Source organism: Herbaspirillum sp. meg3, from assembly GCF_002257565.1.
GTDB lineage: Bacteria > Pseudomonadota > Gammaproteobacteria > Burkholderiales > Burkholderiaceae_D > Herbaspirillum.
In genome coordinates, this window is the sequence record NZ_CP022736.1 from 658720 (window position 1) to 681380 (window position 22661).

The 22661-nt window shown below is 57.4% G+C and carries 22 protein-coding genes; 7 read left to right on the forward strand and 15 right to left on the reverse strand.

Going from position 1 to position 22661, the window contains the following annotated elements:
* Nucleotides 1-63: 63 nt before the first annotated feature.
* Genes hmeg3_RS03005 through hmeg3_RS03015 form a run of 3 tightly spaced genes read right to left on the reverse strand, consistent with a single transcriptional unit; the run spans nucleotide 64 to nucleotide 2719 of the window.
* Nucleotides 64-843, reverse strand: coding sequence for an ABC transporter permease (locus hmeg3_RS03005; protein WP_094562422.1), 780 nt, complete (start codon nucleotides 841-843; stop codon nucleotides 64-66).
* A gap of 17 nt (nucleotides 844-860) precedes the next feature.
* Nucleotides 861-1658: an ABC transporter ATP-binding protein gene (locus hmeg3_RS03010; protein ID WP_232511837.1), complete on the reverse strand. Its 798-nt coding sequence runs from the start codon at nucleotides 1656-1658 to the stop codon at nucleotides 861-863.
* 29 nt (nucleotides 1659-1687) lie between these two features.
* Nucleotides 1688-2719, reverse strand: a complete 1032-nt coding sequence (locus hmeg3_RS03015) for an ABC transporter substrate-binding protein (protein WP_094562423.1) — start codon at nucleotides 2717-2719, stop codon at nucleotides 1688-1690.
* An 887-nt stretch (nucleotides 2720-3606) separates the two neighbouring features.
* On the opposite strand from hmeg3_RS03015, the gene hmeg3_RS03025 reads away from it, so the two are divergent.
* Together hmeg3_RS03025 and hmeg3_RS03030 are read left to right on the forward strand one after the other, a co-directional pair.
* Nucleotides 3607-4443, forward strand: coding sequence for an outer envelope protein (locus tag hmeg3_RS03025; protein WP_094562425.1), 837 nt, complete (start codon nucleotides 3607-3609; stop codon nucleotides 4441-4443).
* A 478-nt stretch (nucleotides 4444-4921) separates the two neighbouring features.
* The gene (locus hmeg3_RS03030) at nucleotides 4922-6133 is read left to right on the forward strand and encodes a urate hydroxylase PuuD (RefSeq protein ID WP_094562426.1); all 1212 of its coding nucleotides are present in this window, start codon (nucleotides 4922-4924) and stop codon (nucleotides 6131-6133) included.
* An 82-nt stretch (nucleotides 6134-6215) separates the two neighbouring features.
* Here the strand turns inward: hmeg3_RS03030 and puuE are convergent, their stop codons facing one another.
* The 5 genes from puuE to hmeg3_RS03055 all read right to left on the reverse strand — a co-directional run bounded on the left by puuE (nucleotide 6216) and on the right by hmeg3_RS03055 (nucleotide 10652).
* On the reverse strand, nucleotides 6216-7148 hold the full coding sequence (puuE, locus tag hmeg3_RS03035) for an allantoinase PuuE (protein ID WP_094562427.1): 933 nt from the start codon (nucleotides 7146-7148) through the stop codon (nucleotides 6216-6218).
* 42 nt (nucleotides 7149-7190) lie between these two features.
* Complete coding sequence (locus tag hmeg3_RS03040) at nucleotides 7191-7925, reverse strand: aspartate/glutamate racemase family protein (RefSeq protein ID WP_094562428.1); 735 nt, start codon at nucleotides 7923-7925, stop codon at nucleotides 7191-7193.
* Between the two features lie 7 nt (nucleotides 7926-7932).
* Nucleotides 7933-9426 (reverse strand): NCS1 family nucleobase:cation symporter-1, encoded by a 1494-nt coding sequence (locus tag hmeg3_RS03045; RefSeq protein WP_232511838.1) that lies wholly within the window; start codon nucleotides 9424-9426, stop codon nucleotides 7933-7935.
* Between the two features lie 173 nt (nucleotides 9427-9599).
* A complete protein-coding gene (locus hmeg3_RS03050) occupies nucleotides 9600-10325 on the reverse strand; it encodes a GntR family transcriptional regulator (protein ID WP_094566105.1) in 726 nt (241 codons plus the stop codon).
* A gap of 48 nt (nucleotides 10326-10373) precedes the next feature.
* Nucleotides 10374-10652: a hypothetical protein gene (locus hmeg3_RS03055; protein WP_094562429.1), complete on the reverse strand. Its 279-nt coding sequence runs from the start codon at nucleotides 10650-10652 to the stop codon at nucleotides 10374-10376.
* Nucleotides 10653-10902: 250 nt separating this feature from the next.
* Here hmeg3_RS03055 and hmeg3_RS03060 point away from each other — a divergent pair, with 250 nt between their 5' ends.
* A complete protein-coding gene (locus hmeg3_RS03060) occupies nucleotides 10903-12171 on the forward strand; it encodes a M20/M25/M40 family metallo-hydrolase (RefSeq protein ID WP_094562430.1) in 1269 nt (422 codons plus the stop codon).
* 93 nt (nucleotides 12172-12264) lie between these two features.
* On the opposite strand, the gene hmeg3_RS03065 is transcribed toward hmeg3_RS03060, so the two are convergent.
* Nucleotides 12265-13317 (reverse strand): adenosine deaminase, encoded by a 1053-nt coding sequence (locus hmeg3_RS03065; RefSeq protein ID WP_094562431.1) that lies wholly within the window; start codon nucleotides 13315-13317, stop codon nucleotides 12265-12267.
* 346 nt (nucleotides 13318-13663) lie between these two features.
* Between hmeg3_RS03065 and hmeg3_RS03070 the strand changes: the two genes are divergently transcribed.
* On the forward strand, nucleotides 13664-14131 hold the full coding sequence (locus tag hmeg3_RS03070; RefSeq protein WP_369828855.1) for a hypothetical protein: 468 nt from the start codon (nucleotides 13664-13666) through the stop codon (nucleotides 14129-14131).
* Between the two features lie 112 nt (nucleotides 14132-14243).
* On the opposite strand, the gene hmeg3_RS03075 is transcribed toward hmeg3_RS03070, so the two are convergent.
* The 6 genes from hmeg3_RS03075 to hmeg3_RS03100 all read right to left on the reverse strand — a co-directional run bounded on the left by hmeg3_RS03075 (nucleotide 14244) and on the right by hmeg3_RS03100 (nucleotide 19321).
* Nucleotides 14244-14972 carry an amino acid ABC transporter ATP-binding protein gene (locus hmeg3_RS03075; protein WP_050476396.1) on the reverse strand — a complete coding sequence of 243 codons (729 nt, stop codon included), beginning with the start codon at nucleotides 14970-14972 and terminating at the stop codon, nucleotides 14244-14246.
* A complete protein-coding gene (locus hmeg3_RS03080; RefSeq protein WP_094562433.1) occupies nucleotides 14953-15609 on the reverse strand; it encodes an amino acid ABC transporter permease in 657 nt (218 codons plus the stop codon). Before hmeg3_RS03080 ends, hmeg3_RS03075 begins: the two co-directional genes overlap by 20 nt.
* Nucleotides 15606-16277, reverse strand: a complete 672-nt coding sequence (locus tag hmeg3_RS03085) for an amino acid ABC transporter permease (RefSeq protein ID WP_094562434.1) — start codon at nucleotides 16275-16277, stop codon at nucleotides 15606-15608. Before hmeg3_RS03085 ends, hmeg3_RS03080 begins: the two co-directional genes overlap by 4 nt.
* Before the next feature lie 107 nt (nucleotides 16278-16384).
* Nucleotides 16385-17167 (reverse strand): transporter substrate-binding domain-containing protein, encoded by a 783-nt coding sequence (locus tag hmeg3_RS03090; RefSeq protein ID WP_094562435.1) that lies wholly within the window; start codon nucleotides 17165-17167, stop codon nucleotides 16385-16387.
* Nucleotides 17167-17967 (reverse strand): GntR family transcriptional regulator, encoded by an 801-nt coding sequence (locus hmeg3_RS03095; protein ID WP_094562436.1) that lies wholly within the window; start codon nucleotides 17965-17967, stop codon nucleotides 17167-17169. The genes hmeg3_RS03090 and hmeg3_RS03095 overlap by 1 nt, the downstream gene beginning before the upstream one ends.
* A 349-nt stretch (nucleotides 17968-18316) precedes the next feature.
* Entirely contained in the window at nucleotides 18317-19321 is a 1005-nt protein-coding gene (locus hmeg3_RS03100; protein ID WP_094562437.1) for a 5'-nucleotidase, read from the reverse strand.
* Nucleotides 19322-19602: 281 nt separating this feature from the next.
* Here hmeg3_RS03100 and hmeg3_RS03105 point away from each other — a divergent pair, with 281 nt between their 5' ends.
* From hmeg3_RS03105 to otnK, 3 genes are all read left to right on the forward strand, one after another.
* Nucleotides 19603-20301: a FadR/GntR family transcriptional regulator gene (locus tag hmeg3_RS03105; RefSeq protein ID WP_094562438.1), complete on the forward strand. Its 699-nt coding sequence runs from the start codon at nucleotides 19603-19605 to the stop codon at nucleotides 20299-20301.
* A gap of 135 nt (nucleotides 20302-20436) precedes the next feature.
* The gene (gene ltnD / locus hmeg3_RS03110; protein ID WP_094562439.1) at nucleotides 20437-21330 is read left to right on the forward strand and encodes an L-threonate dehydrogenase; all 894 of its coding nucleotides are present in this window, start codon (nucleotides 20437-20439) and stop codon (nucleotides 21328-21330) included.
* Between the two features lie 37 nt (nucleotides 21331-21367).
* Complete coding sequence (gene otnK, locus hmeg3_RS03115; protein ID WP_094562440.1) at nucleotides 21368-22660, forward strand: 3-oxo-tetronate kinase; 1293 nt, start codon at nucleotides 21368-21370, stop codon at nucleotides 22658-22660.
* Nucleotide 22661: the final 1 nt, after the last annotated feature.

Genomic DNA, 22661 nt, shown 5'->3' on the forward strand with positions numbered 1-22661 from the left:
TTACGTTATTCAAATGATCTGCGGAATTTACCATAGCCAGATTGTCAATAATCAGGAAAATGATCACTTGTTGCCGCCGCGATGCGCCCAGCGCGTCGTGCGTTTTTCAATGATGGCAAACAACTCGTACATCGCCATCGCCATCGCACCGATGACGACCAGACCGGCAAAGGCCAGCGGCATCTTCATCGACGATCCGGCCGATACCAGCAGATACCCGATGCCTTCGTTGGAGGCGTTCATTTCCGACACGGTCGAGCCGACAAATGCCAGCGTGATGGCGACCTTCAGCGAGGCGAAGAAATACGGCAGCGAGCGCGGCAGGCCGACCTTGAGCAGGATGTCCATGCGTTTGGCGCCGAGCACGCGCAGTACGTCCTCCAGTTCCGGCTCCAGTGTTGCCAGGCCGGTGGCGATGTTGACCATGATCGGGAAGAAAGAAATCAGGAAAGCCGTCAGGATCGCGGGGCCGGCGCCGATGCCGAACCACACCACCAGCACCGGTACGAAGGCGGCTTTAGGCAATGCATTGAAGGCGGTCATCAATGGGTAAGCGGCGGCGTACAGCAGCGGCGACGAACCGATCAGGAAGCCCAGCGACACACCCACCGCCACGGCGATGGCAAAGCCCACCATGGTGACCCAGAAGGTGCTGATGGCGTGATGTGCAATCGGGCCGGCGAATTCGATCATGGCTTCGATGATTGCCATCGGGCTGGGAAAGATGAACTCGGATACTTCCAGCACGCTGCAGATGAACTGCCACACCACCAGAATGGCGAGCAGCAACAGCCACGGCGCCAGCGTACGGGCGGCTTTATTCAAGGAGGAAGGTTTTTTCATGGTCGCCTCAGCAGTTCTCAGGTGTTGCGCACGCGGCCGATATGCTCGCGCAACTCGTGCACCAGGGCGTTGAATGGATCGGTATAAGTGAGCTCCAGTTCGCGCGGACGCGGCAGCGGATTTTCCTTGCGCGCCACAATGCGGCCGGGACGCTTGCTCATGACATAAATGGTGTCGGCGAGGAAGGCGGCTTCGCGCAGATCGTGGGTGACCAGGATCACGTTGAATTTGCGCTCGGTCCACAGATCGCGCAGCACGCACCACAGTTCTTCGCGCGTGAAGGCATCCAGCGCGCCGAACGGCTCGTCCAGCAGCAGCATTTTCGGTTCGTGAATCAACGCACGGCAGATCGACGCGCGCTGCTGCATACCGCCCGACAGCTCCCATGGAAACTTGTCCGCATAGCCGTCAAGGCCGACGGTCTTGAGCAGTTTGAGCGCGCGCTCGGTGTATTCCGCTTTGTTCTTCTTGAAGCCCGTGCGATACGGCTCGACGATTTCCAGCGGCAGCAGGACGTTGTCGAGCGTGGTGCGCCAGGGCAGCAGTGTCGGCGCCTGAAAGGCCATGCCGACAAATTTCAGCGGGCCGGTCACATCTGCGCCGGCGATGGCGACGCTGCCGCGAGTCGGACGCTTGAGGCCGGTCGCCAGTTTCATGAAGGTCGATTTGCCGCAGCCGGACGGACCGACGATGGCGATGAACTCTCCCTGCCTGGTTTGCAGGGAGATATCTTCCACCGCGAATTCGTCGGAACCGTCGTAGGACAGGAAGACGCGACGGAAATCGACAAAGATGTCGTCAGCCGTGGTGCTCACGACTGCTTCTGCAGTTTCAGCGTGCAAGATTATTTCCCGAAAACGTTGAGCGCTTCTTTGGACGGCAGGTAAGCAGCGGTCCAGACCTTGTCCGGGTTGACGCGTGTCTTGGTGCCGTAGGCATCGGAGACTTGCGAAGCCATCAGCGTCAGGCGCGGCAGGAACACCTGGCCATAACCTTCGGATTTAGCGTGCGGTGTGGCGATGGCGCTGGAGATGGCCAGCTTGAGGCGGCGCAGTTCCAGCTTCTCGTCGATCAGGCCGTCGCGTTCCTTGAGCACCTTGATGGCGGCTTCAGGATTGGCCAGGACGTCCTTGGTCGCTTTGGCGAAGGCGCGCAGGAAGCCCTTGAGCGCTTCCGGATTGGTCTTCATCAGGCTCTCGTTGGCGATGATGGCGTTGCCGTACAACTTGACGCCGTAGTCGGGGAACATCATCACGTTGATATCCTGATCCTTGATGCCACGTGCATTCAGGTTCAGCAGCGAGGTGAAATAGAAACCGGTGATGGCATCGACATCGCCGCGCGCCAGCATGGTTTCCCGCAGCGGCGGATCCATGCTGATCCAGTTGGCCTTGGAGGCATCCAGTCCGTTGGCCTTGGCGAAGATCGGATAGCCGCGGCGACCGGCGTCAAATACCGGCGAGCCCAGTTTCTTGCCGACCAGATCGGCAGGAGTTTTGATGCCGGTTTTCTTGAGTGAGAAGATGGCGGCGGGCGTGTCGTTGTAGACCATCATCACGGCCATCGGCTTGCCCGGCGAGCTCGGATTGTTGGCGGTGAATTCCATCAGTGCGGCCATATCGGCAAAGCCCATGTCGTAGGTGCCCGAAGCCACGCGATTGACGGCGTTGCCCGAACCACTGCCGGCATCAATGATGACGTCGAGTTTCTCTTGCGCAAAATAACCCTTCGACTTCGCCACCAGGAACAGCGCAGAAGGACCTTCAAAGCGCCAGTCGAGCTGGAACTTGATCTTGGTTTCCTGTGCGAAAGCGGATGCGCAGGCGGCGCTGAGCAATACGGCGGCAGTGTATTTGAAGAGTTTCTTTGCGTACATGGTTGGTTTCCCTTTTTTTGATCCATTGACCCGGTGACCGGTTGATTCCGCTGATTTGGCTGGCTTGGCACCGTCCCTGATGCTGTTGCCAATGCGGCCGTATTTTGTGAATCAGTTTCCGACAGATGACGTAGTGCGGATGTGCTGTGAAAAGCATTTACTGTGCCAAGAACACCGGACGTGTTCTGTGCAGCAGCAGCAGGTGGTCTGGGCAAGGTGGCAAGGCAGGGGAGAAAAACAGGTGCCGTTGTCGACTTTCTGGCGGGTTCGGTTTTGTCGACAATCTAAAAAATATTTTGCAACAATTTGGTGCTTTGGTGCACCTGTCTAGAAGCCGTTGCACTAAAAACAGTATTCTGACGTGCTTGTAAGCCTTGTATGGGCAGGATAACCCGCTGATCTCAATTTAGTACTGTCGTTCTATATCCTGTTGACAATCTTCGTCCGCGATTCTTGCTTTTTGTCGCAGATAAGCGGCCTCGCAGGATCGCTGCGGCCTCCGCAAGCACCGGCTTTCTCGTGCTCTGATTCCTTTTTTCGCACCTCGCCGTTCTTCGTTTTTGTTGCGACTGTTATTTGTGACCGCAGATGTCCGGCCGTGATTCTGTTTTTAATCGTCCCGGTGTTTGTCGACAGTTTTTTTGACATGTGCTTTTTTGCTGGCACGACGTTTGCATTAACGAACCCGGCGGATTGAGCTTCGGCAGATGCCGGCAGCAATATGCCCGACCTTGTTTGAATGGGTGAGCAGATGAAGGAGCGCATGGCGCGTGAAGGCGGATCACTGAGCAAACGATAAAACGCATGTTCACTGAAGCAAGTCGTCACACGCCGTGTGCATGGGATCCGGATTTTATTTTTCGTGAATTGTAAAAAGGGAGAAATGTATGAAGAAAAGTGCAATGGGGATGTGCTTGACTACTGCAGCGCTGGCTGTTTCGGCCATGGGCAGCATGTCGGCCAACGCTGCCGACTGGGCGGACAATTCGATTGGTATTCGCTACGGCACCAAGTTTGCCGAGCCGTTCAACTCACAGGACATCTCGAAGAAGATCGTCAACTTCACGCACGCCAGCGGCTACAAATATGGCACCAACTATCTGAACGTCGACTTGCTGATGTCGGATAGCAAAGACAATGAATCGCAAGAAGCCTATATCGTTTACCGTCATACACTGGACATCGGTAAAGTTGCCGGCAAGGATCTCTCTTTCGGCCCTGCACGCGGCTTTGGTCTGACTGCAGGCTTTGACTGGAACACCAAAAACGATCCAGGCTACAGCTCGCGCAAGCGTATGATCGTTGCCGGTCCTACTATCATGATGGACGTGCCTGGTTTCCTCAACATCAGTCTGCTGGCACTGTGGGAAAGCAATCAGCCGCTCAACAACGGCGTGCGCATGAGCAGCCGTTATTCCTATGACACACATCCGATGCTCAACGCTGCCTGGGGTATCCCATTCGGCACCAGCGGCTTCGCATTTGAAGGCTACGTGAACTACATCGCCGCCAAGGGCAAGAACGAATTCGGTGGCGGTACTGCGCCTGAGTTGAACTTCGACGGTCAGATCATGTACGACGTCGGCATGCCACTGGGCATGGGCAAGAATACCTTCCGTGTCGGTTTGGAATATCAATACTGGCGTAACAAGTTCGGCAACCCGCATACTGTTCCTGGCTCGCTGGCCAAGACGCCGATGCTTCGAGCCGAATACCATTTCTAAATGGTTCTGCAAACGACACGGTGCGGGCGTCGCGCCGGGTCGTTTTGTTTCGGCAGCTTCTGCCGGAGCTTAAATGCCGGGTCTTCGGATCCGGCATTTTTTATTGGAGAATCGATTGGGAAATCGATTGATAATGGATGTCGTCATGTCATTGGCACAAGTTCTGCTCAATGGAAAGGGGCGATGAGCCGGTTTGGTTTTGTCAACAAAGCGGCTTCGTGTTTGTGATGAATTGGTGCTGAGGCTGCACTAATTTTGACGCGCTGCACTAAAACAGGTTCAGGTCAGCATCTCTGTAAGCAAGGCGGAATCTGGATGTCGTCGCGGGCGAACCGTGCCATGCGGTGCGAAACTAGCAGAAAAATTGTCGACAATGATTGTTTGAAATCACTGTTGCCAACTAAACGGTATAAATAGTTTTGAAGCGGACAGGTGGATCGGTCCGTCAACGAATTCACGAATTGAAAAGCGGGACAACATGGAAGCGTACATTTTCGAGTGGCTCAACCTCTTGCTGCGTTGGCTGCATGTCATCACGGCGATTGCCTGGATAGGTTCGTCGTTCTATTTCGTCTGGCTCGATAACAGCCTGACCAAACCGGAAGACCCGGAGTTGCTGGAAAAGGGTGTCGGCGGCGAATTGTGGGCGGTGCATGGCGGTGGCTTCTACAACCCGCAAAAATACCTGTTGGCGCCGAAGACGCTGCCGCAGAACCTGCACTGGTTCTTCTGGGAGTCTTACAGTACCTGGCTGTCGGGCTTCGCGTTGTTCTCGGTGCTGTATTTGTTCAATGCCGGTACCTTCCTGGTCGACAAGCACGTGCTCGACATGACGGCGACGACGGCCGTGTTTGCTGCGCTCGGCTATCTGGTGGCGGGCTGGGTGGTGTATGACGCCATCTGCCGTCTGTTCGGCGACAAGCCGGGAGGCGATCGCGTGGTCGGTGTGCTGGTGACGATCTACGTTGTCGCGGCAGTCTGGGTGGCCTGTCATGTGTTTTCCGGACGTGCTGCTTTTCTGATGACGGGCGCATCGCTGGCGACGGTGATGAGCGCCAACGTGTTGTTCTGGATTATTCCCGGGCAGCGCAAGATGGTGGCGTCCATGCGCGCCGGCCAGAGTCCAGATCCCATTCACGGCAAACGTGGCAAACAGCGCAGCGTGCACAACACCTATTTCACGCTGCCGGTGATCTTTGCCATGCTGTCGAACCATTACAGCATGACGTATAGCGCCGGCAACAACTGGCTGGTGCTGTTGCTGATCATGCTGGCGGGCGTGCTGATCCGGCAGTTCTTCGTCCTCAAGCACAAGGGTGTTTTTAAGTGGCAGTATCCGGCTGCTGCGGTCGTGATCCTGGCCGGCGTGGCCGCGTGGATTGCGCCGAAGTCGGCGTTGCAGTCTGCGCCGGTCGCGGCTCAGGGCGCTCCCGTGGTCTCGTTCGTACAAGTGCAACAGGTCATCGAGACGCGCTGCATTCAGTGCCATGCCGCCAAACCGACGCTGATGCCGGTGCCAGGTAAGGGCATCCTGCTCGACAGCAAGGACGGTATCCTGCAGCACGCCCAGCAGATTTATCAGCAGGCCGTCGTGCAAAAGGCTATGCCGCTCGGGAACATGACCAATATCACCGATGACGAGCGCGCGTTGCTGGGAAAGTGGTTTGAAGCAGGCGCGAAGGGCGGCTAATTGGAAGAAAAGTCGGCAGCAATAAAAAAGGCTGAACATCATGTTCAGCCTTTTTATTTCGCGCATCAGTTTTACAGACGGCTTACTTCGCTTGGTACGGATGTTCCGTACGCCAGTGATTGGCGATGTCGATGCGGCGGCAGATCCAGACGCGCTCATGCGACTGCACATAGTCGAGGAAGCGTTGCAGCGCGGCGAAGCGGCCCGGACGGCCCAGCAGGCGGCAGTGCATGCCGACGGACAGCATCTTGGGTGCTTCTTCGCCTTCTGCATACAGCACGTCGAAGCTGTCCTTGAGGTATTGGAAGAACTGCTCGCCGGTGTTGAAGCCTTGCGGCGTGGCAAAGCGCATGTCGTTGGTATCGAGTGTGTACGGCACCACCAGATGCGGCTGTTCGCTGCCGTCGGCCAGCGCAACCTTGGTCCAGAACGGCAGGTCGTCGCCATAGTAGTCGGAGTCGTAGCTAAAACCGCCGTGCTCGACCACCAGTTGACGCGTATTGGGAGAGTCACGGCCGGTGTACCAGCCTTGCGGAGGGATGCCGGTCAGCTTGCGGAAGATCTCGACGGCGGCGCGCATGTGTTCGCGTTCTGTCTCGATGTCCATGTTCTGATAATGGATCCAGCGCAGGCCGTGGCAGGCGATTTCGTGGCCCAGTTCGACAAAGGCCTGAGTGACCTCCGGATGGCGCTCCAGAGCCATCGCCACGCCGAACACCGTCAGCGGCAGCCGGCGTTTTTCAAATTCGCGCAGGATGCGCCAGACACCGACGCGTGAGCCGTACTCATAGATCGACTCCATCGACAGATGGCGGGCCGGATAGGCAGCCGCACCGATGATCTCGGACAAGAATTGCTCCGACGCCGGGTCGCCGTGCAGCACCGAGTTTTCGCCGCCTTCTTCATAGTTCAGGACAAACTGCACGGCGATTTTGGCCTTGCCCGGCCAGTTGGCGTGAGGGACGTTGCGACCGTAACCGATCAGGTCGCGTGGGTAATTGTCTGAATGTTGCATGTTGGCTTTATGTTGATGAAGATGAATGTTCGAATAATGGTGTCAACGAGCGCCGAAATTCTGCAGGATACCGCTGTAGAGTTTCGGTAACGGCCGCGCATAGTCGCCGCGTTTGGCCGTTTGTAGTTTTAGCATTAGCAAGGATTCTGCCAGCTTCACGGCCGCCGTGACACCTTCGATCACAGGCGCCTTGATATCGTCACTGATTGCACTGCACAAATCGGCCATGCCGGCGCATCCGAGCACGATGGCTTCGGCGCCGTCTTCGTCCAGTGCCCGGCGGCATTCGTCAGTGATGATGCGGCGCGCATCGGAACGTGGGTCTTCCAATTCCAGTACAGCCAGTTCGCACGCCCGGACGTTGCGGCAAAAGCGTTCCATGCCGTAACGCTCGGCCAGATGCCAGGCCATGCCGCAGGTGCGCTGCAAGGTGGTAACGACGCTGAACGATGGTGCAATCAGACTGGCGTAATGCATGGCGGCTTCGGCGATGCCGATGACAGGGCCGTTGGCGACTTCGCGCGCCGCGTACAACCCGGGGTCGCCGAAGCAGGCGATGACGTAGGCATCACAGCCTTCACGTTCGCCGTTGATGATTTCTTCCAGCAAACCGGGAACCGCCAGCGCTTCGTCGTAGTAGCTTTCGATCGAGGCCGGACCCATCGCCGGGCTTACGCCAAGAATGCGGGTATCGGGTGAGGCGACGGCACGCGCACAATCGGTCATCTTGGCGGTCATGCTCAGTGTGGTGTTGGGATTGATGATTTTGATCAGCATGGCATCCTCATTTCTTTGCTGCATTGAGGAGCAGGTAGCCGGCGGCACCGATGAACATCCCGATGAACCAGGAGAAGTCGGCCAGCAGATGCAGCTGAGGCATCATCACGCATGACATTGCTGCCAAGGCAGCGAACACCAGGGCCTTGACGGCGGTGATGTTAACTCCCCCCTGATACCAGTAGCGGCCCTGCGGGCGCATCGTGTAAAGGTCATCCAGCACAATCTCCCGGCGTTGAACCAGATAGTAATCTGCAATCAGGATGCCGTAGAGCGGACCAATCAGGCTGCCCAGTATGTCCAGCGTGTAGTGGATCACGGCCGGATTGTTGAACAGATTCCAGGGAGTGATGAAGATGGATGCCACAGCCGCAAGCATGCCGCCGGTACGCCAACTGATGCGTTTGGGCGCAACGTTGGAAAAGTCGAACGCGGCCGAAACGAAATTGGCGACAATATTGATTCCGATCGTGGCGATGAGGAAGGTCAGCGCCCCCAGCACGACCGCCGTGGTGTTGTCTATCCTAGCAACTGTTTCCACCGGATCGGTAATCAGCTGTCCGAATAGCGGCAGCGTTGCCGAGGTGGTGATGACGGTGATGACGGAGAACGCCAGAAAGTTGACCGGCAGGCCCCAGAAGTTGCCGCGTTTGACGTCGCTGAAGGTGTGGCAGTAGCGTGAGAAGTCGCCGAAGTTGAGCATCGGCCCGGAGAAGTAAGACACCACCAGTGCAATTGCCGTCAGCATCACCGGGAGCGCATTCCAGCCGCTGTATTTCACATGACCGAGATTGAGACCGATGTTTTGCCAACCTGCCTTGTAGACCATCCAGCCTGCCAGCAGGAACATCACCGCATACACGGCGGGGCCGGCAAAGTCGATGAACTTCTTGATCGCTTCCATGCCGTTCCAGAACACCAGCGCCTGCAGCAGCCACAGCAGCAGAAATCCAACCCAGCCCAGCGTCGACAGGCCGAGAAAGCCGTTCACATGCACATCGGCATAGATTGCCAACGCAGGGAAGAATTTGAGTGCGACGACGATGAATGCGCTCGATGCCAGATAGGTTTGGATGCCGTACCAGGCCACCGCGATCAGGCCGCGGATCGCCGCCGGAATATTAGCGCCAAGCACGCCGAAGGAGGCACGCGAGATCACAGGATAAGGCACGCCGCTGGCCTGGCTGGGGCGTGCGATCAAGTTGCAGAAAAAATTGACGATGGCGATGCCGATCAGCAGCGACAGAAGTACCTGCCAGCTGCTCAGGCCAAGCGCGAAAAGGCTTCCGGCAAAAACGTAGCCGCCGACGCTGTGCACATCCGACATCCAGAAAGCAAAGATGTTGTAGGCGCCCCAGGTTTGTTTTTTGAGCGGCGCCAGATCAGCATTGGCGAGACGGTCGCTGTAGTGCTGAGGAAAATCGGGTGGATTGTCGGCCGAATTGTCGTGTCGCAACGGCTGCGCGGCAAGCGTGCCGGGCGATGGCTGGGGCATTGTCATGAGGTATCTCCGGAGATGATCGTCTGTAGTCGCTAGGGCTTGCTATTCCGAGCCATCGGGCAAGTGTTAGCAATACAAAAAAGACGAGAAATCGGAGAAATATCGGTGCGAGCAGGCCCTGGTCTTGCGCCTGCCCCCATGCAATCGGCGCAGCTGATGGTACGCCGCCGCCTTTATTTGCCCAGCACCGCACGCAAATCGAAATGATCGTCGTCGTTGGGCCGGACGCGGTCTTCGCACAAATGCAAGTGATGCGCCATGTGTTCTTGCGCCAGCGCGATGTCGCCGCTCTCCAGCGCCGCCAGCACGGTGTCGTGTTCATCGAAGGAGCAGGCATTGTGTCCCGGCGCCTCGGTCTTGGCGATCATCAGGGTGGTACGCGACACCAGTTTGCGCAGCGTATCGACCAGCAAGGCGTTGCCGGTCAGTTCCGCCAGCGCCAGATGGAATTGCGCCGACAGCCTGATCCAGCGCGGACGGTCACCGGTCAGGTAGGACTGGCGTTCTTCCTCGACCATCTTGCGCATGCCGGCGATCTGACGTGTGCTGGCTTCGCGTCCTACCTTGTCGAGTACCGCGTATTCAATGATGTTGCGCAGCTCGAACATGTCCTTCACTTCCGTGTTCGACGGGCTGGCGATGAAGGCGCCGCGGTTGGCTTCCAGATCAACCATGCCTTCCGTAGCCAGGCGCGACAGCACCTTGCGCACCGTGTGGCGGGCGGTATCGTATATCTGGCACAAGACCTGCTCAGTCAGCTTGGTGCGCGGCGGCAGGCGATGTTCCATGATGGCGTCGTAGATGTCCTGGTAAATACGTTCTTCCACCGCCGGCGACTGATCGCGAGCGGCGGTTTGCGAGGCCAGGAAGGAGCGGGATGTCTTGGTTGATTTGGTCATGGCTTTTAAGAATGACATCAATGAAATAAGAGAGCTGACTGCGGAGAACTAACTACGAAGAGCGGCGTGATGACGGAATGCAGAGCAGGAGTCGTACCGGCGTGAACAATTGTCGACAATGAATAAGCTGATTCGCGACAATTTGGTGAGTGCTTGCACCAGAATTGACGATTTTTCATCTTGTTTGCACCACAACGCGATACGGTGCAGGGAAAGCATCACAACGCCCGGCGTGGTCATAAGGCGTGTCACAACAATCCGCAGCGTGTGTTGTTGCTGCGAAAGCTGGAAAATTTTATTGTCGACAATCTTTTGTTGGTTTTTCATCAGAAATTGCTCATGCGTTTTGACGATTCTTTTTATCTTATGCAAGAACCGTACTTGCTGTGCCCTGTCTGTTGTTCAGTACGCTGAGGATTGCTGCCAAAAGCCCGTCACCATTCACGGCGCAAGCGGTGCCGGCGGTGCAAACAGCGCAAGTCTTTTACAATGATTCATTGCTCATCCGGGGCGCAACGGTATTGCTTCGATCCGGTGTGAGTACCGCATTTTCATCGTTATCTTCACAGGCTCACTTATGTCTTCACCTTCATCGTCCCTGAATACTCTTATCACTGCCTTTCTGGATAAAGAACACGACGCACAATCGCGTTTCTTGCAGGAACTGGTGCGTGTGCCGTCGGATAATCCTGCCGGCGATTGCGCCGCGCATGGTGTGCGTGCAAAGCAGTTGCTGGAAGAACTTGGTTTTGAAGTCGAGGCGCATGTCATTCCTGATGCGCTGGTCAAGGCCAACGGCATGATCTCGGCGACCAACCTGATCGTGCGTAAGCGCTTCGGTACTGGCGGCCCGACCATTGCACTGAACGCGCACGGCGACGTGGTGCCGCCGGGCCTCGGCTGGAGCAAGGATCCCTACGGCGGCGAAATCGTGCAAGACGCTGAACACGGCCCGGTCATGTACGGCCGCGGCGTGGCCGTGTCGAAGTCGGATTTCGCGACCTACACCTGGGCGCTGCTGGCATTGATCGCTGCAGAAAAGCAGGGCGTCGCATTGAACGGCGCGATCGAATTGCAATTCACATACGACGAAGAAGCCGGTGGCGACATCGGTCCGAAGTGGATACTTGAGCAAGGTCTGAGCAAGCCCGACTATGCGGTGTCGGCAGGTTTTGCCTATGGCATTACTTCGGCCCACAATGGCTGCCTGCATCTGGAAGTCACGGTCAAGGGCAAGCAGGCGCACGCAGCCATGCCGCATACCGGCATCGACGCGATTGAAGCCGCCACCGGCATCTTGCAAGCTTTGTACGCCTATCGTACTGAACTGGCGAAGAAAAAATCCAAGGTCACCGGCATCAATCATGCGACCCTGAACGTCGGCCTGATCAAGGGCGGTATCAACACCAACGTGGTTCCCGATCTGGCGTCGTTCCGCCTGGATCGCCGCATGATTCCGGAAGAAGCAGGCTTTGACGCCGAGGGCGATCTGCGTCGTGTGATCGATGCCGCTGCAGCCAACTATCCCGGCATTGAGGTCGGCGTGCAGCGCATCTTGCTGGCGGAACCGCTGGCCGAATTGCCGGGTGTGGAAAAACTCATTGGCGCCTTCCAGCGCAATGCAGAAGCGGTATTGGGCGAGCCGGTTGCCGCACACGGCGTGCCTTTGTACACCGACGCACGTCATTACACCAAACACGGTATTCCAACGATTCTTTACGGTGCAGGACCGCGCACACTCATGGAAGCCCGCGGCCATAACTCGGATGAAAATCTGCGTCTGGATGATTTGCAGAAAGCGACCAAGGTTGTGACGCTGGCTCTGGGTGAGTTGTTGCAGGGATAAGCTTTACATTGCTGCGCACACAAAAAAACCTGCCGTCTTCAAACGGCAGGTTTTTTCATGGGTTGTCGGTCAGTGTCAGTGTCAGTGTCAGTGTCAGTGTGCCGAGCCGAACTCTTCCACTTCCTGCATCAGGCGAGCCTTGTCGGTCGCCGGCAAGAAGCTGGCATTGATGCCGTTGCGCGCCAGTTGCAGCAGCTCTTCACGGGTGAGCGACAGCGATGCGGCGATCGCCAGATAGTTGGCGTTCATGTAGCCGCCAAAGTAGGCCGGATCATCCGAGTTCACCGTCACCGCCAGACCGGCGCGCAGCATGCGGGCGATATTGTGTTCGGCCATGTCGTCGACGACACACAGCTTGAGGTTGGATAGCGGGCATACGGTCAGGGGCATCTTTTCCTTGATCAGGCGTTGCATCAGCGCCGGATCTTCTTCGCTGCGTACACCATGATCGATACGTTCGACCTTGAGCACGTCGAGTGCGCTGAGGACATATTCCGGTGGGCCTTCTTCACCGGCATGGGCAACCAGGTGGAAACCGAGTTCCTTGCAACGTGCGAACACGCGGGTGAATTTTTCCGGTGGATTGCCGCGTTCGGACGAGTCCAGGCCGATGCCGTTCCACAGATCCTTGTACAGGTCGCGCAAGGGCAGGGCGGCATCCAGCGTCGCGAAGGCGTCTTCTTCCGACAGGTGACGCAGGAAGGACATGATCATGGCGCTGGAGAAGCCGTACTGGTCGCGCGCTTCACGCAGGGCGCGGGCGATACCGGCAAATACCACGTCGATGCCGATGCCGCGTTCGGTGTGCGTCTGCGGATCAAAGAAAATTTCTGCGTGGCGCACATTATCGGCGCGGGCATGGTCGATGTAGGCCATGGTCATGTCATAGAAGTCCTGTTCCGTACGCAGCACGTTGGCGCCGGCGTAGTACAGGTCGAGGAAGGACTGCAGATCGGTGAAGGCGTAGGCCGCGCGCAATGCGTCGACCGAAGCGTACGGCAGGTCGACTTTGTTGCGTTGCGCCAGGGCAAACAACAATTCCGGCTCCAGCGTGCCCTCGATATGCAGATGCAGCTCGGTCTTGGGCAGCGCTTCGATAAAAGCGCGCATGTCTGCAGGGAGGCTTGGGGTGGCGGAGGAAGTCATGGCTGGCCTTTGTATTGAACTGAAACGGATAAATTGAAACAAATGAACTAAAGCGATGGCGTATTTTCTCAGAAATGCCGGAATGGGCTAAAAAACGCATCGCTTGCAAAAACTAAACCAGCCGCGCACTGACTAAGTTGAGAGGCGCGTAAGCGCAATATGGGGGAGATGGGAAGATAAAAGCGTAAAGATTTCGTGAAATTCTTCGCATCGCCGGATTTGCATGTTTTAATGCTGTGCCGTCAATGGGACCAAGTGCAGGATCAGGATGAAAAAGATAATTGCAACGACAATGACATGCAGCATGCTGGCGGGGGCAGGTGTGACGCTCTCCGGATGCTCTCTGATGTTCTGGAAGAAAAAGGAAGACCCGACACTGGTGCCTTTCTCGACAATTCCGAGCGGTTCTTACCAGAGCTTTGTCAAGAATTGGGATGACAAGGAACAGCCGGTGCTATGCGCACTGATCCGCTCTTCGGGTGAATGGAATTACTGGTTCCAGCCTGCGGCGGTGATGCGTCAAAAAAACGCGCTGGCGCCGTCGTCGGAGTACTTTGAAACACGCCAGCTGATGCTGGCTACACGCATCATCCAGGCGCCAGACAGTGCCGAGCGCGGTCAGATTTTTACCGCCGAGAAGGTGACGATGAGGGGCGGCGTGCTGAAACTGGATTACCGCTTCGTCCGTCCCGCTTCCGGTGCGACCTACCAGATCAAGGATTTCCTCCTGGTGGAAATCCCCAAAGAGCGCTACACCACCGGGCTGGTGCAGTTTGTCGAAAACGGCCGCAAGGTATGTGAGATTTCGCGCTGATCGCTTTTTGATTCCGGCGTCGTGAATAAAAAAGCCTGAGTGGCGAACACTCAGGCCTTTTCGTTTTCAACGACCGCCATGACAACTTGTTCATGACGTCAGTAGCAAAGACTCAATGCGTCATGCCGATGAACTGTTGCAGCTCCGGTGTTTTCGGATTGGTGAACAGTTCTTCCGGTGGGCCGATTTCGTGCACCTTGCCCTGATGCATGAAGACCACGCGGTCGCAGACTTCGCGGGCGAAGCGCATTTCGTGCGTGACCATCAACAGCGTCATACCGTCGTCGGCCAGGCTGCGTACCACCGCCAGCACTTCGTTGACCAGCTCAGGATCGAGCGCCGAGGTGATTTCATCGCACAGCAAGGCTTGCGGCTGCATGCTCAGTGCACGGGCAATCGCCACACGCTGTTGCTGGCCGCCCGACAACTGCTCGGGGAAGGCATCGAATTTCATGCCCAGGCCGACGCGCTCGAGATTCTTCTTGGCCAGCTCGCGGGCTTCCGCTTCCGGCATGCCCTTGACGATCATCGGCGAGATCATCACGTTGCGGCCCACGCTCAGATGTGGAAACAGGTTGAACTGCTGGAAGATCATGCCGACCTTCAGACGCAGCGTCTTGAGTTCCAGTTCGCTTTGTCCGAGATAGGCGCCGGCGACGCTGATGGAGCCTTCGTCGATGGTTTCCAGTCCGTTGATACAGCGCAGCAGGGTGCTTTTACCGGAACCGCTCTTGCCGATAATGGCGATGACTTCCCCGGCTTCTACCGACAGGCGAATGCCCTTGAGCACTTCGTTGTCGCCGTAGCGTTTTTTGACATCCTCAATGGCGATGAGCGGCATTGAATTTCCTTTCCAAAAATTGGCTGTACTTCGACAGTGGCCAGCACAGGGCAAAGTAAAAAAGTCCGACGACGGCAAACACGGTGAATGGTGCAAAGGTTGCATTGGTGATCACGGTGCCGGCCTTCGACAATTCAACGAAGCCGATGATCGAGGTCACCGCAGTACCTTTGATGATCTGCACGCCGAAGCCGACAGTAGGTGGAATCGCGATGCGTAGCGCCTGCGGCAGAATGATGTGGCGCATCTGCTGCATGTGGCCCATGGCCAGTACCGAGGACGCTTCCCACTGACCGCGAGGCACCGCTTCCACACAGCCGCGCCAGATTTCTGCGAGGAAGGATGCGCTCCACAAGGTCAGCGCCAGGCCGGCAGCGAGCCAGGCCGGAACTTCCATGCCGAACAAAGCCAGCCCGAAGAAAATCAGAAACAACTGCATCAGCAGCGGCGTGCCCTGGAAGATCTCAATGTACAACTGAGCCGTGCGGCGCAGAGCGGGACGTTTTGAGATGCGCATGAACAGGATGATCATGCCCACCACGCTGCCCAGCAGGAAGGTCGCCAGCGACAGCAGTACTGTCCAGCGGCCTGCCAGCAGCAGGTTGCGAACGATATCCCATAAGGTAAAGGAAATCATGCGGCCCTCCGCGCAAAGATGAACTTGTTGCCGATCAGGCGCAGCAGCTGGCGCAGCAGAATCGCCATCACCAGATACACCGCCGTCGCGATGAAATACGCTTCAAAGGCGCGGAAATTGCGACCCTGAATAAAGTTGGCGGCGAAGGACAATTCTTCCACGGCGATTTGCGAACAGACTGCCGAACCCAGCATCACGATCACAATCTGGCTCGACAGCGCCGGCCAGATCTTTTGCAACGCAGGGCGCAGGATGATGTGGCGAAACGCCTGGATGCGCGACATCGACAGACTCAGCGCCGCTTCCATCTGTCCGCGTGAAATCGCATTGACACCCGCGCGGATGATTTCGGTGCTGTAGGCGCCGAGGTTGATCACCATGGTCAGAATCGCGGCCTGCATTTCGCTGATCTGTATTCCCAGACTGGGCAAGCCGAAGAAGATGAAGAATAGCTGAACCAGAAAGGGTGTGTTTCGTATGAGCTCGACGTAGGCACTCACGATGGGCTTGAGCCATCGCGGTCCCTGCGTGCGTGCCCAGGCGCCGAAGATACCGACGGCAATGCCGATGACGCCGCCGATGGCGATCAGTTCGATCGTCGTCAGCACGCCCTTGACCAGCACGTCGGTATATTCGAAAGTCGCCAGGAAATCAAAGTGATAGGCCATGTGGTTTCATTTTCTGAAAATGGTGGTCAGCGTTGAATCACTTGGAATCAAAGGACACTGGATCCGGCGTTCAACTTATGCCGGGATCCGGTGTCATTGCAAAGCAATTACAGATTTGCCGGCAACGGCAGGCCCAGCCATTTGACTGTCAGGGCGCTCAGCTCGCCGTTTTTCTTGATTTCAGCGAGGATGGCGTTGACCTTGTCTTGCAGTTTCTTCTCGTCCTTGTTCAGGCCGATGAAACATGGCGAATCTTTGATCAGGAACTTGGTTTCAGGCTTCTTTGGTGGATTCTTGGCGATGATGGCGGCGGCGATCACGTTGCCGGTCGCGACCAGTTGCACTTGATTCGACAGGAAGGAGCTGATGGTGCCGTTGTTGTCTTCGTAGCGCTTGACGGTGGCGCTGGCCGGGACGATCTTCGACAGTTCCAGATCTTCGACCGAACCGCGGGTCACACCGATAGTCTTGCCTGCCAGGTCAGCCGGGCCGCTGACTTTTTGATCGGCCGGACCAAACACGCCGTTAAAGAACGGAGCGTAAGCGGCAGTGAAGTCGATCACTTTTTCGCGTTCTGCATTCTTGCCCATGCTGGAGATGACCAGATCAACTTTCTTGGTTTGCAGGTAAGGCACGCGGTTGGCGCTGGTGACGGGAATCAGGTCAACCTTGACGCCCAGTTTCTTGGCGATCAGGGTCGCGACATCGATGTCCAGACCTTGTGGCTTGAGGTCGGCAGTGACCGAGCCGAATGGCGGAAAGTCTTGTGGTACGGCGACGCGCAGCACGCCTGCCTTTTGGATGTCGTCCAGTGTGTCGGCACGTACAGCGGAAGCGGAAATCAGCAACGCACCAGCCATCAGGCCGAGAAAAAGTTTCGAGAGTTTCATCAGGATTCTCCAGGTTGAGATGAAGTGAAAGAAGTGGCTATCGCAGCCGCTGTTTTTTTACCGGATCGCGAAGCCGGTTTTTTGGGCTTCACGGGTGCTGCAAAAGAATTTCCGACCGCCGATACGGGCGCCAGTGCCTGACGCAGTTGCCCCAGCGGATCGCTGACGCCGACTTTGTTCAGACCGGCTTCAACGTGTTGCAGGTGGTCGTGCATGAGTTGCTCTGCGGCTGCCAGATCGCCACGCTCCAGGGCGGCGACGATGTGGACGTGTTCAGCGCAAGAGTCTTCGGCTTGTTCGGAAGACTGGTGCAGCATGGCGGTCAGGGTGGTGCGCGCGGTCAGATCGCGTAGTGTGTCCGACAGCAAGGTGTTGCCAAGGCACTCGCACAGTGCGACATGGAAGTCACCCAGCAAATAACTGCGTGCACCGATATCGTCGCCTTCAATGGCGGCTTGCTCGCGCCGGATGTGGTCGCGCAATTGTTCAATCGCGGTCTTGGTGATTGGACGGGCATGGCGCAGCAGACCGAGTTCAATGACGCGGCGCGCTTCAAATGCTTCGCGTGCATCATTTGGGGTCGGTTCAATCACGAACCAGCCGCGCCGGGCGCTGACCGTGACGATTCCGCGTGTGACCAGGCGCGTCAGTGCTTCGCGCACCAGGGTGCGGCTGACGCCGAACAACGCCGACAATTGCTGCTCGCCCAGACGCGTGCCGGGGGCAAGCTGCTTGGCGAGGATCGCTTCCATGATGCGGCTGGCGATCTGAATCGAGGATTTGATGGCGTCTGTGCTCATATCTCCACTACAGCAATATGCGTGCCATGTATTCCAATCTGATATACAAGATTGACGTACAGAAATAGCCTACTTATTACCAGAGTGAGAGGAGCATCCTACGTACGCCCTGAAGCTGTTTTTGGCGTAGGCCTATGCTACGCGGGGCATTGCGGCGATTCACTTTGGAATGCAGATCATCACCGGAATGGTGCATCTTGTATACCAGTTCACGATAACGGAGCGTTTTCAAGTCGCCAAAATGCAAGCCGCCCGCTGCTTTTGAGGGCGGCGGGCGGTGAAGAAAGCTAACAAGGAGCGCCGGAAAAGCCGCTCTATCTATATAGAGATAGAGGTGCAGGGTCGGCGGTCAGGTTTTGGAGGCTTCCAGGGATGCATTGCTGTCGCTGCTCTCGGCCTTGTCGGCGAAAGCTGCCAGCGCCTTCACCGCAGGCTTGCGCGTTGTGCGTCCGCTCAGGGCGCCACCTTCATACGGTACGCGGCCTGACGGCACCACGGCGGAGGCCAGTTGGACGTGGCCTTCCTGATCATCGAAGAACATGTGCGCGCCAAACGCGTGCAATACGTCCGCCTTGGGGAGGCCGCCGAGGAAGAAGGCTTCGTCGACCGTGACGTTCCAGGTACGCAGCGTGTGGATCACGCGTTTGTGCGCCGGGCTGTTGCGTGCGGTGACGATGGCGATACGCACCGGGCAGGTCGCAGGCGTAAATTGCTTCTGGATTTCCGACAAGGCGAACAGCAGCTTGGCCAGCGGGCCTTCTTTCATGGCCTTGTTGCGATGGCGCTGTTCGTGGCGGACAAAGGCTTCCAGGCCTTTTTCGGCATAGATGCGTTCGGACTCGGGCGAGAAGAGCACGGCGTCGCCGTCGAAGGCGATGCGGATCTGGTTTTCCGGCGGGATGTAATTGGTGGGCGCGGTATATAGCTGCGCCGCCGCGACGCCGCCGTCGATGGCGTCCTGAACGTCGTCCTGATCACGCGAGAGAAACAGGTCGATCTTGAACGCTTCCAGATAATGCACGATCGGTTCGCCGCCGGTGAAGGCCGCGCGGCTGATGTCGAGCTTGTGGGCCTCGATGGCGTTGAATGCGCGCAGACCGGTGTCGGGCGTATTGCGTGAGATGACCACCACTTCCACCAGGCGGCGGCCGGGAATCAGGTGATTCAGTTTGAGCAGCGCCTTGACCAGCGGGAAGGCCGTGCCCGGGAGCAGCGGGTCGTTTTCGTGTTCGCGCTGGTAGGCGGTATAGGCTTCCACGCCTTCGTTGTCGAAGATGGCGTTTTCGTGTTCGAGGTCGAACAGCGCGCGCGATGAAATGCCGATGACCAGCATGCCGGAAAGATCGTAAGCCATGTCTCTTTAACTCGTTCGGACTGCAAAATGGGATGCGTGCAGTGTGCCACAGATGCCATTTTCACCCTAGTTATGTAGTGATTTTGCCCCATGCCGGATCTGCATGAGGTGTCTTCGCCTACTTTTCATCTCGTATTTGTACGCTATCTCCGTCAAAACACATGATATTGCTTTCATTTTTGATAAATATTGCCTGAAAGTATTTTGTAGTGACGGATTGCATCGCGCTACATAAATTTGTATGATGACCGTATAACTTAATCAAAAACGACGAGACATTCATGTTCCAAAAGATTCCGGTGCAGGCGCTCAGCGACACGGTAGCGCGGCAATTGCTGGAGAAAATCGATCTGGGCGCGTTCCCCCGCGGCGGCAAATTGCCGACCGAGGCCGTGCTGGCGCAGGAATTCGGCGTCAGCCGCACTGTTGTGCGCGAGGCGATCTCCCGGCTCAAGCATGAAGGCGTGGTCGAACCGCGTCAGGGCAGCGGCGTGTTCGTTACCGAGCAAGCGGGTATCAAGCCGTTGCGCATCGATTACACCGAAGTGAGCTCTCCCGAAGCGGTCTTGCAGATCGTCGAGTTGCGTCGCGCCATTGAGGCTGAAGTGGCGGCGCAGGCGGCCAAGCGCCGTACCGATGCCGACATGGTCGCCATCGACAGCGCGTTGGCGCGTATCGGCATGGATGTGAAAGAGGGCGGCGATGGTGTTGCCGCCGACGTCGCTTTTCATCGCGCGCTGGCGACGGCGACGCGCAATCCGTATTTCATCAAGACGCTGGAATTTCTCAGTCAGTACCTGGAAGCTGCGACGACGGTGACGCGTGGTAACGAAGCGCGGCGTGACGATTTTTCACGCCAGGTGCGCGAAGAGCACGAGGCAATCGTCGCCGCGATTCGTGCCGGCGACGAGATGGCAGCGCGTGCAGCGGCACAGACGCATATGTTCAATGCGGCCCGGCGATTAGGTCAGGCCGGGTAGCAAAAATAAATACTCGCAATAAAAATCGCAGTACAACTCGTACTTAAAATTTCAACCAGGCGCAGCGTGCCACGGTCCTCGAGTTCCGATCTGAGTGATCCACAGCCAACGCCGCCGTAATCAGTGGAGTCGACGATGTCTAAAAATGTTGGTGTGATCGGTCTGGGAGCAATGGGTCTGGGTGTTGCGCGCTCGCTGCTGCGTGCAGGGTTCAAGGTGCACGCCTGTGACGTGCGCAAGGAAGTGCTGGATAAGTTTGCTGCCGAGGGCGGCGTTGCCTGCGCCAACCCTGCCGAGATGGGCAAGGCCGTCGACGTGGTCGTCACGCTGGTGGTCAATGCTGCGCAAACCGAGACCGTGTTGTTTGGCGAGAACGGCGCCGCATCGACATTGAAGCCCGGCAGTGTCGTGATTTCCAGTGCCACGGTCGCGCCGGATTTCTCGATCGCATTGGGTCAGCGTCTCGCTGAAAAAGGTTTGCTCATGCTGGACGCGCCGGTGTCAGGGGGTGCTGCGCGCGCCGCATCGGGCGAGATGACAATGATGACCTCCGGCCCGGCCGACGTCTACGCAAAGATCGAAGACGTATTGACAGGCATGGCCGGTAAAGTCTATCGCCTGGGTGATGTCCACGGTGTCGGCTCCAAGGTCAAGATCATCAACCAATTGCTGGCGGGCGTGCATATTGCCGCATCGGCGGAAGCCATGGCACTGGGTCTGCGTGAGGGCGTCAACGCCGATGCCTTGTATGAAGTCATCACGCACAGCGCCGGTAATTCGTGGATGTTTGAAAATCGCGTACCGCATATTCTCAATGGCGACTACACGCCGCTGTCGGCTGTCGATATTTTCGTCAAGGATCTGGGCCTGGTGCTGGACACTGCTCGCCGCAGCAAATTCCCACTGCCGCTGTCGGCTGCCGCACATCAGATGTTCATGATGGCGTCGACCGCCGGTCATGGCGGCGAAGATGATTCCGCCGTGATCAAGATTTTCCCGGGTATCGATCTGCCGCCGTCAAAAAAGTAAACACAGCAAACACAGCATAGCAACACAGGAGTTGACCATGTCTCAAGCCCAAGCCAAGCCTCTACTCGGCTGCATCGCCGACGATTTTACCGGCGCGACCGATCTCGCCAACATGCTGGTGCGCGGCGGTATGCGTACTGTGCAAACCATCGGTATCCCTGAGCAAATGCCCGCCGTCGAAGTCGACGCGCTGGTGATCGCACTCAAGTCGCGCACGATTCCTGCCGCCGAAGCGGTCGAGCAATCGCTGGCTGCGTTGCGCTGGTTGCAGCAGCAAGGCTGCACGCAATTCTTCTTCAAGTATTGCTCCACGTTTGACTCCACCGACGCCGGCAACATCGGCCAGGTGACCGACGCGTTGCTCAAAGAACTGGGTGCTGACTTCACCATTGCCTGCCCGGCTTTCCCGGAGAACGGCCGCACCATTTATCGCGGCTATCTCTTCGTCGCCGACGCGCTGCTCAATGAGTCGGGGATGGAAAATCATCCGCTTACGCCGATGACCGATGCCAATCTCGTGCGCGTGCTGCAACGTCAGACCGAGTCCAAGGTCGGCCTGGTGCGTTATGACACGGTGGCCAAGGATGCCGCTGCCGTGACTGAACGCTTCACAGCGCTGCGTACTGATGGCGTGAAGATGGCCATCGCTGACGCCGTCTCCGATCGTGATTTGTACGTGTTGGGCGAGGCATGCGCTGAGTTGAAACTGGTCACAGGCGGTTCAGGCATTGCACTCGGCTTGCCGGAGAATTTCCGCCGTGCCGGATTGCTACATGCAGCAGGCGAAGCAGCGCAATTGCCCAAGGTTGATGGCTTGTCGGTGGTGCTGGCAGGCAGCGCCTCGAAGGCCACCAACGCGCAGGTCGCCGAGTGGAAGTCGAAGCATCCCGCTTACCGTATCGACCCGCTGGCTTTGGCGCGCGGCGAAGCGGTCGTGGCACAGGCACTGGCCTTTGCCGACGAACATATCAAGAAAGAACCGGTGCTGATTTACGCCACGGCGACACCCGACGAAGTGAAGTCGGTGCAAAAAGAACTGGGCGTTGCGAAAGCGGGCCATCTGGTGGAGCAGGCTCTGGCCGATGTTGCCAAGGGTTTGCGCGAACGCGGCGTGCGCCAGTTCGTAGTTGCAGGAGGTGAAACTTCCGGCGCGGTGGTGCAGGCGCTCGACGTGCGCGCATTGCGCATCGGACCGCAGATCGATCCGGGCGTCCCCGCGACGGCCACGCTCGATGATCAACCGTTGGCACTCGCGCTGAAGTCGGGCAATTTCGGCAGTGTTGATTTCTTTGAAAAGGCGTTGCGCTTCCTCGGCGGAGCCAAGGAGTGAG